Here is a 12300-nt window from a genome sequence, read left to right on the forward strand (position 1 = left end):
CCGGATCGAAGCATCTTGCTCAAGGATCGACATCTCATGATCAAATCAGCGTTGCTCGCAACGGCTTTTGCCGTCGGGCTCACCTCGTTCGCGGCGGCGCAGAGTGCGCCGTCGCCCGATGCTCCGCCCCCACAGCCGGCCGCTGCGGCCATGCCCGGACCGGACGGCAACGCCCGTCCCGCACCGGCCGACTTGCCGCCTCCGCCCCCTCCGGGCGAGGCGCCGCGTCCCGGCGATCACCGCGGACCGCCACCCCCGCCGCCGATGGGCAAGGGCGTGGAAATCCGGCTCGGCCGCGATGCGGGTATCCGGATCAACTGCGGCGATGAGCCTATGGACGCCTGCATCGCAGCGGCCAAGCCGCTGACCGATCGCATTCCCGATCTCACGCTGCCGCCGGCGCCGCCCGCGGCGAACGGGGCGCCGATGCCCTCGGCGAACTAAGGTCTACAGGCCGGACGGCGGGAAACTGCCGCCCGGTTTTCACGCTCGGCAACACGATCGTCAGCCTCAGCTCTGCCTTCGGAGCCGACGACGCGCAGGGCGATTATTCGGAGTTATCGGACCATATTGGTTCAGCGGATGTCAGATGGTGACGAAGCCGATTCCGATCGTTCCGCTGATCACCGAGCCGCTGGCCATCCCGTAGATTGGCGAGATGGCAGAGATAGATCAGGCGTCAGCCTTCGCGCGGGCCTTCACGGGCCGCTTGCCCTTCAGCTTCGCGGTGGGCTCGGGTGCGGCCGCTGCTTCGGACGCAGCAGCTTCGTCTGCTGAAGCCTCCGCCGATGCAACGCGTTTGCGCCCCAAGCCCAACGCCTTGGCCACTTCGGCACGGCGCTTCGAATAGTTCGGCGCGACCATCGGATAATCTGCCTTCAGCCCGTATCGCTCGCGATAGGTTCCAGGCGTCAATCCGTTCGCGGCGAGATGACGGCGAAGCGCCTTGTAGGGCTTTCCATCGATCATGCTGATGATGATCTCAGGATCTGCCAAGCTCTTTCGCGCACTGACGGCGCCCTGGTAGTCCTCCGGAGCCTCCGGCGGGGTAGCGGACGCTTCGACAGGCGGATCGATCATGCCGACGAGAGCGGCGTGACTGTTCTTCAGAAAGGTATGAACGTCCTCTGGGGCTACCCGCGTGTTTGGATTCGAGAGCCACGCAGTCGTGATCTCGACGGCCAACTCAACTGCGTTAGATTTCTCTCCCACAACAATTCTCCACAACCTGAAAGCGACAGGCTGCAGGTAGGGTTGAATCAGTGTTCTGCAGCGCCACGGCAGGTGATAAATTATAGACCAAGCATGGGGCCAGCGCGAATATTGTTAAAGGGGCAGACCATAGGGCCTGACGTAGAATTGCTGGGACGACATTGCAGCACCGCTGCGCAGGTGGCGCGATGATTTGAACCGAGAGGCGAGGTCGTGTTTGCGGGGCCAAGTTTCTTCGTCGCTTAAGACCGAACGGGGTGGAAACCCGACCGTCCGGTTTCGAGCGGCGTCGCATTGATAGCCGCCATGCCGTCGCAAGCTGTCTGGCGTCACAGCCGGCTGACCGGTGGCGAGATGCGGGTTTCGTACCTCATGCCCGCTCACCATCCAGCTCAGGCTGGAACTCGTCGTCGGCATCTCGCCAGTCCGGGATGGCTGCCACCAACTCACGCCATGCTGCCGACTCCGGTCTGTCGCGCTCGCGTTCGCCGAAGAACTGGACGATCATTTCACGTTTCGCGTCATAGACTTCGATCGATGTCAGGAGCCCGTCTTTCGTCGGCTTACGCACCTCGAACGCTTCGGCGACGAGGTCCTGGCGCAGATGGAGGTCGAAGCCGGGATCGAGCACGTTGATCCAGGGCCCCATCGCCTTGATGTTGGTCACTCGGCCGGTGAAGATCTGGATGCAGCCCCGGTTGCCGACAAAGCACATGATCGGAGTGCCGCTTGCGCTGGCCGCATGCAGGAGCGCTGCCGCCGCGTCGGGCGCGAGGCGGCGCACATGCGCCTCACCCAATGCTTCCAGGGAACCGCGCCGGTCAAGCCCGTGCCGGCGCAGCATGGGCGCGAACTCGTGCACGTCGCGCATGGCACCGAATTCGTCGCGGAAGGCGTCGAGGTCGCCGCACTCCAGGGGCGCTTCGACCGGATAGGGCGACACCGCGAAGGGTACTGCTGCCTCGTCGGTGAAACGGGCCCGGATCGCCTCGAACGCGGCTGCATCGGACGCCGAGCGGAGGTGGACCTTGATCACCGCGTCGCCGGCCGCGTCGAAGACTTGTATCGAGCGGCGCGCACCCGTCTCGTTCGGGATGTCCACCGCGAAGACGCTGACCCAATGCTTCAAGATGAGCCGCAGATCGAGCGGTGGGTTGAGGACGAGGCCCATCAGGCCGTTGAGATGGATTGCGCCGAAGGTGCCGACGATCTCGTGCACCGCCGCCTCGTTGCGCGTCAGCGATAGGACCTCGCCGAGGTTTGGCAGCGCCTCGACGATCGCCGGGATCTCGGCGCGCAGCCGCACGACCTCGGGCCCGTCGTGCCGGTCGAGAAGCTCGGCTTCCGAGAGACCGAGGTCGCGCGCGAGGTCCCGCGGTCGCTTCGCAGACGCAAAGAAGGGGAGTGGGGCCGTGTTCGCGGTCTCGAAGGTGTCCATGTCGGGTCCGTTGGTCAGGCTGCGGTCTGGGGCAGGATGAAGGGGATGCCGGCGGCCGGCAGCGCACCGACGCGCAGGGGCAGCCCGAAGGCACGCTCGATCAGTTCGTCGGTCAGGACGTCCGGCGGCGAGCCGTCGCCGAGGACGCGGCCGCCGGCGACGACGAGAATGCGATCGGCAAACGCGGCGGCGAGGTTGAGGTCGTGCAGGACCGCGAGCACGCCGCCGCCCTCGTGGGCGAAGCGGCGGGCGATGCGGAGCACGCCGATCTGGTGGCGGATGTCGAGCGAGGAGATCGGCTCGTCCAGGAACAGGTAGCGCGGCTGGCCGGCCTCCACCGGCGCGCCGATCTGGCAGAGGACGCGGGCGAGATGCACCCGCTGCTGCTCGCCGCCCGAGAGCTCCTGGTAGAAGCGCCCGGAGAACCCCGCGAGATCGACGCGCGCCAGGGCCGCGAGGATCGCGTCCGGCCCGCCCGCATGGCCGCCGGCTTCCAGGCCGAGGCGCACCACTTCGGCGACCGTGAACGGAAACGCGAGCGCGGAGGACTGCGGCAGCACCGCACGGCGACGGGCGAGCACGCGCGCCGGGAACGCGGCGAGCGCCGTGCCGTCGAGGCGGACATGGCCGCCTTGCGACGCCTGCTCGCCCGTCATGACCTTCAGCAAGGTCGACTTCCCCGCGCCATTCGGCCCGACCACGATCGTGAACGTCCCCGGCGCGATGTCGAGCGAGGTCGGATGCAGGGCGGTGCGGCCGCGATAGGCGACGGTGGCGTCTTCCAGCGTGATCATGGCTCAGAGGTCCGCGACGCCGCGGCGGCGCAGGAGGATCCAGAGGAAGACCGGCGCGCCGATCCCCGCCGTGAGAATGCCGATCGGCAGTTCCGCCGGCGCGACCACCAGCCTCGCGACCATGTCGGCGCAAAGGAGAAGGCAGGCACCAGCGAGGATCGAGGCCGGAAGAAGGTGGCGGTGGTCGGGCCCGAGCCAAAGGCGCAGGAGGTGCGGCACCACGATCCCGACGAAGCCAATCGTCCCGGACACAGCGACCGCGGCGCCGGTGGCCAGCGCCACGACCACGACCGTCAGACGCTTCAGGGCCTGGACCCGAACGCCCATGTGGAAGGCCTCCGCCTCGCCGAGGACGATCGCGTTGAGGCCGCGCGCGAGGACGGGCGCGCAGAGGAGCGCTCCGAGCATCATTGGGCCGGCGGCCGCCAGCTTCGTCCAGTTGGCGCCCCCTAAGCCCCCAAGACTCCAGAAGGTAAGGTCGCGCAGTTGCGCATCGTTGCTCATATAGACCAGGAAACCCGTACCCGCCGCCGCCAGCGCGCCCAGCGCGATCCCCGCGAGCAGCATCAGCGCCATGGAGGACCGCCCGGCCAGCGTGCCGATGCGGTAGATCAGGAGCGTCGCGACGAGGCCGCCGCCGAACGCCGCCAGCGGCAAGGCGTAGATGCCGACAAGCGCGTGGTAGGGAGCGAGCACGCCGCCGGACAGGACGATCGCCGCGACGGCGGCGAAGGCGGCACCCGACGAAACGCCGACCAGCCCCGGATCGGCCAGCGGGTTGCGGAACAACCCCTGCATCATCGCGCCGACGGCTGCGAGCGACGCACCGACCAGCGCACCGAGGAGCACCCGCGGCAGGCGGATCTGCCATACGATCAGGGTGTCGGCGAGCGAGGCCGCCTGGCCTTGCGGTCCGGCCAGAAGCACCCGTGTCACGGTGGCCGGACGCAGCATGGCGGGGCCGACCCCGAGCGCGAGCACCGCGGTCGCGAGCGTCAGCGCGGCGAGGGCGCAAAGAGCCAGTCGCGCCCGCGACGCCCGGTCGCCGGGGAGAGCCAAGCGCCGCGTCATCGGCAGCACGTCAGCGACCATCGGTGCCCGGTCCTGCAAGGTCGAGTTCGGGATAGAGCCGGGCCGCGAGCTCGCGGACCGCGCCGGGCGTGCGCGGGCCGAAGCCGAGAAGGTGCAGGGCGTCCATACGGATCACGGTGCCGGAGCGGCCGGCGGGCGTGGCAGTGAGGGCCGGGATGCTGAAGGGATCGATGTCGGGGGAGCCGGCCCGCGTCACCATCAGAATCGCGTCCGGTTGGAGCGCCGCGAGCGCTTCCGTCGACAGCGTCTTGTAGCCTTCGATCGTGCCGAACACGTTTTCTGCCCCCGCAAGCCGGATGACTGCGTCGGCGCCGGTCCCGGTGCCGGCGGCGTTCGGCCGGCCGTCCACCAGCGACAGGATGAAGAGCACCTTCTTCCGGGCCGGCACCGAGGCGAGCTGCGCCTCGAGGGCGGCGAGGTCGGCCCGGATGGTCTCGGCCATCGCCGCGCCCTCGGGTCCCTTGCCGACGGTATCCGCGACGAGGCGGACCTTCCGGTCGAGATCGTCGACCGTAAAGCCCGTCGGCACGTGGGTCACGGGGACGCCGGCCGCGTCGAGGAGGTCCACCGCGGGCTTCGGCCCGGCACCTTCGTCCAGGAGGATCAGGTCGGGCGAGAGCGACAGGACGCCCTCGGCGGAAAGCTGGCGCATGTAGCCGACATTGGGTTTGCGGGTGAGCGCTTCGGGCGGATGGAGGCTCGTGGTGTCCACGGCCGCGATGCGCTCGTCCTCGCCCAGCGCATAGAGGATCTCCGTGATCGCCCCGCCGATCGAGACGATGCGCTGCGGCTCCGCCGCACGCGTGGCGATCGGGGCTGAGAAGGTCAGCGAAGCGGCGAGGGCGGTGGCGATCAGGCGCATGGGCGGTCGCGTCTCCGTGGCGGCCGCGTCGATCGGCGACCCGGCGGCTTGGCATGATGGTGCTTTGCGTCTCGCAGGACGGCCCCATCCGTCAAGTAAAAACCGCGAAAATTCTCGGATATTTTCAATATAGACCCATTCTAAATTGGAATATCTCCAATTTAGAGCGAATCAAATGCAGTTGCGCCCGCATGAATCAATTTGACTCCATAATAAAATAGCAATTATGCCTCGTGCCGGGGCAGGGGCTCCGTGGCTGAAATGATGGAAGTATTCCAAGAAGGACGCGACGTCTTGCCGACATCGCGTGAGGGGTCATGACGATGCGCCGATTGGTTCAGACGATGACGACGGGGGCGGCGCTTGGTGCTCTCCTGGCGACGGGGGCGGGAGCTCAGACGGAGACAGCCGAGGGTGAAAGCCTCGTCCTCGACACCGTGGTCGTCGAGGGCGCCACCGAGGGCGCCATGGGGGCTGCCGGCACGGCGACGACCACACGGACGACACGCACCACGATCGACGACAAGCTGATCGACTCGATCGACGACCTCGGCCGTACGGAAGAGGCCGGCGTCACGTTCAATCGCCAGACCAACAGCATCAACATTCGAGGTCTCGAAGGGCCTCGCGTCCTCACGACGATCGATGGCATCCGCGTGCCCTACCTCAACGACGTCACGCGCGGTGCCGAAGGGGGCGCGAACGCCTTCGACTTCTCGACGCTCTCCTCCCTGGACCTGACGCGCGGCGCCGACCCGCTGCTCGGCTCGGGCGCGCTCGGCGGCGTCCTCGCCCTGCGTACGCTCGACCCGGAGGACCTGCTTCTTGGCGGGCGCAAGGTCGGTGTGCTCACGAAGAACGGCTACGATTCCACCGACAGGAGCTGGTTCACGGCCAATGCCGCGGCCATGCGCGTCGGCGACACCAGCGTACTCATCCAGGGCGGCTATCGCGGCGGCCATCAGGTGGACAGCCAAGGCGACATCGACACGTTCGGCCCCACCCGCACCGCGCCGAACCCGCTCGACTACGACCAGTACAACCTCCTCGCAAAGGTCCATCAGAATGTCGGTGAGGGCCACCGGTTCGGCATCACCGGCGAGATCTTCAGCCGGGATGAGGACATCGACACGCGGACCTCGCAAGGCATCGGCGCGCGCGACAACTACCGCCCCGGCAACTACGCCTCGGGCGAGGGGATCGACCGCGAGCGCGTATCGCTGACCTACGACTACGAGACGCCCGAACTTGGATCGGCTCTCGTCGATGAGGCGTCGGCAGTCCTCTACTACCAGGCCGTGGAACGCCACTCGACGATCGACGCCTACCGGTCCGTGTCGGTTATCGGCCCCTACGGACGCGACAACAGTTTCGAGGAAGCGTCGGTCGGCTTCACCGGCTTTGCCGCCCGAACCTTCCTCACGGGCGAGATCAGCCACAAGCTGACACTCGGCACCGAGCTGCGCAAAGCGACCACGACACAGTATTCCGCCGGCTACGACAATTGCCGCCGGCCCTATACCGGCGCCTTCGCCACCTGCAACAACCTGCACACCAACCAGGCCGACACGCCCGAGGTCGAGGGCGGCGCCATCGGCGTCTTCGCCGAGGATCAGATCGACCTTGCCAGCGGCCGCTTGCGGGTGACCCCGGGCCTGCGCTTCGACTGGTACGAGGAGGCGCCGCAGCTCACCGATGACTACGCGCGCAGCGCCGCCTATCCGGGCTCCCTGCCGCCCTCGTCGAACGACACGGCCCTCTCGCCCAAGCTTCTGGCGGAATACGATCTCATTCCGGGCCTGACGGCCTACGGCCAGTGGTCGATGGGCTTCCGCGCCCCGACGGTGGGCGAGCTTTATTCGCGCTTCGGCGCAGTCGGCACCTATCTGCGCGAGGGCAACCCGAACCTCGAAGCGGAGACGAGCAACGGTTTCGATGTCGGCCTGAAGCTCGAACGCGACACCTTCGGCGCCCATATCAATGTCTTTCACACCGATTACGAGAACTTCATCGACGTGGTGCAGCGCAGCCCATCCTGCTTCGTCGACCGCGTGAACTGCGACCCGCTCTATCCGCAGGGCGGCGTCTCCAGTTACCGCAACATTCCGGATGCTCGTATCTCCGGCGTCGAGTTCGGGGCCCATGTCCGCTTCGCCGACTTCTGGACGGCCCGCGGCTCGCTCTCCTACATCGACGGACGAAACCGCACCGACGACGTCTATCTCGACTCGATCCCGCCGCTGACGGCCATCGTCGGTCTCGGCTACGACCGCAAGGAATGGGGAGGTGAGGTCAGCACGAAGCTCGCTTCCCGCCGGGACAAGGTCAACCAGGGCTTCGAATCGCCGGGCTATGGCGTCGTCGACTTCACAGCCTGGTACGCGCCCGATCAGGTGCCAGGGCTGAAAGTGGCGGGCGGCGTCTTCAACCTCTTCGACAAGACCTACTTCGACGCCGTCAACGTACCGCTCAGCCCGTCGCAGCCGGACCTCTACTATTCGGAGCCGGGCCGCACCTTCAAGGCGAACGTCACGTATCAGTTCTGAACATTGGAGCGGCGGACATGAAGCCGGGTAGCATGGGTCGCTCGGACGGTCGGGAAAGACCTGGGCCAGGGCAGGCGCGGGTTGGCGTCAGCCTCTCTGGCCTTCATCGGTTCAACAGGGTGGTTTGCGGACCGTCCACTGTCGGACTGGGCTTCGTTGAAGCGGACTTTCCAGCTCTCACTTCCGGTCCGTGGGACCGCAACTCAGTCCTCCTGCATCTGGAACCGCTCGAGCCCCTTGAGGACGAACGGCGCCAGGAGGGCCAGGGCAGTGATGCCGAGGAGCGTCGCCGAACCCGGGTTCTCCAGGAGGATCATCGGGTCGCCGAGGCTCATCTGAAGCGAGCGGCGGAGTTGCGCGTCGGCCATGGGGCCGAGGATCAGGCCGACGACGGCCGGCGCGATCGGATAGTCGTAGCGCCGCATAAAGAAGCCGATGAAGCCGAACACGACAAGGATCGCGAGCTCGACCGCCGACGGGTTGGAGGCGACCGTGCCCATGGCGGCGAAGACGAGGATGCCCGCGTAGAGCCAGGGCATGGGAATGGCGAGGAGCCGCACCCAAAGGCCGATCAGTGGCAGGTTCAGGATCACCAGCATGACGTTGGCGATGAAGAGGCTGGCGATGAGGCCCCAGACGAGGTCGGGCGAGTTCGCGAAGAGGAGCGGGCCGGGCTGAAGGCCGTACTGCTGGAAGCCGGCGAGCATGATCGCGGCCGTGGCCGAGGTTGGCAGGCCGAGCGTCAGGAGCGGCACCAGCGTGCCTGCGGCCGACGCGTTGTTGGCGGCCTCCGGGCCCGCGACGCCCTCGATCGCACCGCGGCCGAACTCCTCCGGATGCTTGGAGAGCTTCCGCTCCGTGGCGTAGGACAGGAAGGTCGGGATCTCCGCGCCGCCGGCCGGCAGGGCGCCGATCGGGAAGCCAAAGCCGACGCCGCGCAGCCAGGGCTTCCACGACCGCTTCCAGTCCTCGCGCGTCATCCAGAGCGAGCCCTTGATGGGGATCGGCTTCTCGGGGTTGTGGAGGTGGCGCGAGGCGACGTAGAGCGCCTCGCCGATGGCGAAGAGGCCGACGGCGAGCGTCGTCACCTCGATGCCGTCGAGGAGCTGCGGCACGCCGAAGGTCATGCGCGCCTGGCCCGTAAGCTGGTCGATGCCCATGAGGCCGAGGAGGAGGCCGAAGGCGAGGCTGGTGAGACCGCGCAGCGGCGAGGAGCCGAAGGTCGCAGCCACCGTCACGAAGGCTAGCACCATCAGGCCGAAGTAGTCCCAGGGACCGAAGCCGACGGCGATCTTGACGAGGAGCGGCGCGAGGAACGCGAGGCCGATCGTCGCGATCGTGCCGGCGACGAAGGAGCCGATGGCTGCCGTCGCCAGCGCCGGGCCGCCGCGGCCCGATCGCGCCATCTTGTTGCCCTCCAGCGCCGTGACGACGGAGGCGCTCTCGCCGGGCGTGTTGAGGAGGATCGAGGTCGTCGAGCCGCCGTACATGCCGCCGTAGTAGATGCCGGCGAACATGATGATGGAGCCGCCCGGGTCGAGCTTGAAGGTGACGGGTAGGAGGAGGGCGACGGTGAGCGCCGGCCCGATGCCGGGCAGGACGCCGACGAGGGTGCCGAGCAGCACGCCGACGGTGGCGAAGAGGAGGTTGGATGGCTCAAGCGCGACGAGGAAGCCGTGACCGAGGGCGAAGAAGGAATCCATCGCGGTCGTCCTAGAGCAGGCGCTCGAGCGGGCCCTGGGGCAGGGTCAGCGAGAGGAGGTTGTTGAACAGGAGGAAGACGAGGAAGCCGATCACGAAACCGATCAGGACGTCCTTCAGGAAGGCCCGGCGGCCGAAGGCACGCGCGGTCATCGCGAAGAGCAGCGTCGCACCCAGGATGAAGCCGCCGCCCGCCGCCACCGAGGCGATCAGGGCGAGGAGGGCGCCGGACACCCAGGCGAAGGCCGACCAATCGGCTTCGTCGGGCTTCGGCAACCCGTCCCGGAAGGCGACGACGAAGTGAGCGAGGCCGAGCCCGGCGAAGAAGATAGCGAGGACGTTCGGGAACGCGGTCGGACCGATGCCGTAGACGGCGCCCTTGGACATGCGGCTCGCGTCGAAGGCTGTCACGGCGGCAACGGCCAGGAGCAGGGCGCCGACCACGGCGGCCGGGCGGTCGAAGGACCGAAGCTTGGACGATGGCATGAATCCCTCCCGTGCGGTGACGGCAGAGCGCGAGGTCTCCGCCGCCTGGACCGCTCTGTGCCTGGTCAGTCGGCGAGGCCGATGGACTTCAGGACGTCGTGGACGCGCGTGTTCTCGGAGGCGACGAAAGCGGTGAACTCGTCGGACGGGGCGTAGTAGTCGCTCCAGCCGCGTGCCTTGAGGACCTCCGCCCACTCGGGCGACTTCACCGTCTTCTCGACGGCGCCCGCGAGCTTGGCCTTGTCGTCGGCCGAGATGTTCGGGCCGGCGAAGATGCCACGCCAGTTGACGACCTCGACGTCCATGCCCTGTTCCTTCAGCGTCGCCACGTCGACGCCGGGCAGGCGCTCGGGCGAGGAGAGGGCGAGGGCCCGGAGGTCACCCGACTTGATCTGCCCCTCGAACTCGCCGTAGCCGGAGATGCCCGCGGTCACGCGGCCGCCCAGCATGGCGGCCAACGCCTCGCCGCCGCCGGAGAAGGCGACGTAGTTGATCTCAGCGGGGTTGGCGCCCGCGGCTTTGGCGAAGAGGGCTGCCAGGATGTGGTCGGCGCCGCCCGCCGAGCCGCCGGCCCAGAGGGTCGAGGCGGTGTTCTCCTTCACCGCCTTGGCGAGGTCCTGGACCGTCTTCAGTTCCGAGTCCTTCGGCACCACGATCACCAGCGGATCGCCCGTCAGGCGGGCGAGCGGGGTGATCTGGGACAGGTTGACAGGCGCCTTGTTGGAGATGATCGCGCCGACCATGGTGATGCCGCCGACCATGGTCTGGTCCGCGCTGCCGTCGGCGTCGTTGACGAACTGCGCGAGCCCAACGGTGCCGCCGGCGCCGGTTACGTTGGTGACCTGGACGCTGCCGACCGCTCCGACCTTGGTCATCACCTGCTGGAGCGAGCGGGCGGCCGAGTCCCAGCCGCCGCCGGCCCCGGCGGGGGCCATGATCTTCAGCTCGGGCAGCGCGTCCTGCGCGACGGCCGGAAACGGCAGCGTCGCCGCGAGCGCGACGGCACCCATGGCGGCGACAAGGTGGCGGCGGGTGAACAGGGTCATGCAGATCTCCCAAGGATGGAGCGAGCCGACCTCCCGTCGGCACCGTTCGGGCTCGAGGCGCTTGGCGCCATCGCTTCCCTCGGGCGGCACGATTGCATTATATAAATCGTAAAAGCAACAGACTTGCGAAATTCTTATTCGCTCGCGAAAGTGTGCTAGCCAAAGTGCCAAACGAATGCCGGAGGACGACATGGCGAGGCCGAGCCTCTCCTCGCAGACGACGACGAGGATCCTGTCCCATATCTGCGAACGGGGCCTCCCCGAAGGACACCACCTTCCCGCGCAGGGGCTCGCCGACGCGCTTCGCGTGTCGCGGGCGCCCGTCAGCGCCGCGCTCAAGCAGATGGCGGCCGACGGCATCGTGCGCCTGGAGCCGAACCGCGGCTACTTCCTCGCCAGGGACGCGGCCGACCTCGCCGAGGTGAGCCAAGCGGCACCGCCCGCCGTCGAGCCGGAGGACGCCTTCTACGCCGCGCTGGTCGAGGGATGCCTGTCGGGCGAGCTGCCGGACAAGGTCAGCGAGAGCGAACTGATGCGCCTCTACGACGTTCCGCGAACCCGGGTCGTCAAGACGCTGAACCGCGTCCAGAACGAGGGATGGGCGGCCCGGCGGCCGGGCAACGGCTGGGAGTTCCTGCCCCGCCTGATGTCGAGGGAGAGCTACGAGGAGGCCTACCAGTTCCGGGCGGCGATCGAGTCGCAGAGCCTTTTGCTGCCGACCTTCCGCATCGACGCCGCCGCCTTCGCGAAGGCGCGCGCCGAACAGGAGGAGATCCTCGCCGGAGGCTTCGAGCGGATGTCGCGCGCGCACCTGTTCGAGCTGAACTCTCACTTCCACGAGATGCTGGTCGGCTGCGGCCACAACGCCTTCTTCGTCGACGCCCTGGCGCGGGTGAACCGCCTGCGGCGCCTCCTCGAGTACCGCATCACCACGGACCGCAGCCGCCTGCCGCTCCAGTCCAAGGAACACCTCCTGATCCTCGACATCGTCGAGGCGGGCGACCGCCCCCGGGCTTCGGAGTTCCTGCGGGCCCACATCCTCGGCGCCAGCGCGATCAAGAGCCCCTCCGTCGGGGCATGATAGGTGAGGCTATATTGCATTTTATTATCTGACATGTAACTT

General features: G+C 67.7%; 10 protein-coding genes and 1 pseudogene. 3 read left to right on the forward strand and 8 right to left on the reverse strand.

All coding sequences use genetic code 11. The features are described from left to right. Nucleotides 1–444 (forward strand): annotated as a pseudogene (locus tag BM175_RS22490) (hypothetical protein); the annotation flags it as partial. Nucleotides 445–672: 228 nt separating this feature from the next. Here BM175_RS22490 and BM175_RS20445 read toward each other — a convergent pair. The 5 genes from BM175_RS20445 to BM175_RS20465 form a co-directional block, all read right to left on the reverse strand. Continuing rightward, nucleotides 673–1185 (reverse strand): Ros/MucR family transcriptional regulator, encoded by a 513-nt coding sequence (locus BM175_RS20445; protein WP_210284144.1) that lies wholly within the window; start codon nucleotides 1183–1185, stop codon nucleotides 673–675. A 397-nt stretch (nucleotides 1186–1582) separates the two neighbouring features. Then, the gene (locus tag BM175_RS20450) at nucleotides 1583–2650 is read right to left on the reverse strand and encodes a hemin-degrading factor (protein ID WP_090966422.1); all 1068 of its coding nucleotides are present in this window, start codon (nucleotides 2648–2650) and stop codon (nucleotides 1583–1585) included. 14 nt (nucleotides 2651–2664) lie between these two features. Then, entirely contained in the window at nucleotides 2665–3444 is a 780-nt protein-coding gene (locus tag BM175_RS20455) for a heme ABC transporter ATP-binding protein (RefSeq protein ID WP_090966425.1), read from the reverse strand. Between the two features lie 3 nt (nucleotides 3445–3447). After that, nucleotides 3448–4536 (reverse strand): FecCD family ABC transporter permease, encoded by a 1089-nt coding sequence (locus BM175_RS20460; protein WP_090966427.1) that lies wholly within the window; start codon nucleotides 4534–4536, stop codon nucleotides 3448–3450. Continuing rightward, nucleotides 4526–5398, reverse strand: a complete 873-nt coding sequence (locus BM175_RS20465) for a heme/hemin ABC transporter substrate-binding protein (RefSeq protein ID WP_090966429.1) — start codon at nucleotides 5396–5398, stop codon at nucleotides 4526–4528. Before BM175_RS20465 ends, BM175_RS20460 begins: the two co-directional genes overlap by 11 nt. A 323-nt stretch (nucleotides 5399–5721) precedes the next feature. Between BM175_RS20465 and BM175_RS20470 the strand changes: the two genes are divergently transcribed. Further along, on the forward strand, nucleotides 5722–7944 hold the full coding sequence (locus tag BM175_RS20470; RefSeq protein WP_175526948.1) for a TonB-dependent hemoglobin/transferrin/lactoferrin family receptor: 2223 nt from the start codon (nucleotides 5722–5724) through the stop codon (nucleotides 7942–7944). 203 nt (nucleotides 7945–8147) lie between these two features. On the opposite strand, the gene BM175_RS20475 is transcribed toward BM175_RS20470, so the two are convergent. From BM175_RS20475 to BM175_RS20485, 3 genes are all read right to left on the reverse strand, one after another. Then, nucleotides 8148–9647 carry a tripartite tricarboxylate transporter permease gene (locus tag BM175_RS20475; protein WP_090966433.1) on the reverse strand — a complete coding sequence of 500 codons (1500 nt, stop codon included), beginning with the start codon at nucleotides 9645–9647 and terminating at the stop codon, nucleotides 8148–8150. 10 nt (nucleotides 9648–9657) lie between these two features. Further along, nucleotides 9658–10131, reverse strand: coding sequence for a tripartite tricarboxylate transporter TctB family protein (locus tag BM175_RS20480; RefSeq protein WP_090966435.1), 474 nt, complete (start codon nucleotides 10129–10131; stop codon nucleotides 9658–9660). A 65-nt stretch (nucleotides 10132–10196) separates the two neighbouring features. After that, nucleotides 10197–11177 (reverse strand): Bug family tripartite tricarboxylate transporter substrate binding protein, encoded by a 981-nt coding sequence (locus tag BM175_RS20485; protein ID WP_175526949.1) that lies wholly within the window; start codon nucleotides 11175–11177, stop codon nucleotides 10197–10199. Between the two features lie 190 nt (nucleotides 11178–11367). On the opposite strand from BM175_RS20485, the gene BM175_RS20490 reads away from it, so the two are divergent. After that, complete coding sequence (locus BM175_RS20490; protein ID WP_090966464.1) at nucleotides 11368–12258, forward strand: GntR family transcriptional regulator; 891 nt, start codon at nucleotides 11368–11370, stop codon at nucleotides 12256–12258. Nucleotides 12259–12300: the final 42 nt, after the last annotated feature.

The sequence above is a fragment of the Aureimonas phyllosphaerae genome (genome assembly GCF_900113065.1).
GTDB lineage: Bacteria > Pseudomonadota > Alphaproteobacteria > Rhizobiales > Rhizobiaceae > Aureimonas > Aureimonas phyllosphaerae.

Excerpts from the sequence above, each read along its gene's own strand:
- BM175_RS20450 (WP_090966422.1), bottom strand. The coding sequence starts at position 2,650 with ATGGACACCTTCGAGACCGCGAACACGGCCCCACTCCCCTTCTTTGCG.
- BM175_RS20455 (WP_090966425.1), bottom strand. The coding sequence starts at position 3,444 with ATGATCACGCTGGAAGACGCCACCGTCGCCTATCGCGGCCGCACCGCC.
- BM175_RS20460 (WP_090966427.1), bottom strand. The coding sequence starts at position 4,536 with ATGGTCGCTGACGTGCTGCCGATGACGCGGCGCTTGGCTCTCCCCGGC.
- BM175_RS20465 (WP_090966429.1), bottom strand. The coding sequence starts at position 5,398 with ATGCGCCTGATCGCCACCGCCCTCGCCGCTTCGCTGACCTTCTCAGCC.
- BM175_RS20470 (WP_175526948.1), top strand. The coding sequence starts at position 5,722 with ATGCGCCGATTGGTTCAGACGATGACGACGGGGGCGGCGCTTGGTGCT.
- BM175_RS20475 (WP_090966433.1), bottom strand. The coding sequence starts at position 9,647 with ATGGATTCCTTCTTCGCCCTCGGTCACGGCTTCCTCGTCGCGCTTGAG.
- BM175_RS20480 (WP_090966435.1), bottom strand. The coding sequence starts at position 10,131 with ATGCCATCGTCCAAGCTTCGGTCCTTCGACCGCCCGGCCGCCGTGGTC.
- BM175_RS20485 (WP_175526949.1), bottom strand. The coding sequence starts at position 11,177 with ATGACCCTGTTCACCCGCCGCCACCTTGTCGCCGCCATGGGTGCCGTC.
- BM175_RS20490 (WP_090966464.1), top strand. The coding sequence starts at position 11,368 with ATGGCGAGGCCGAGCCTCTCCTCGCAGACGACGACGAGGATCCTGTCC.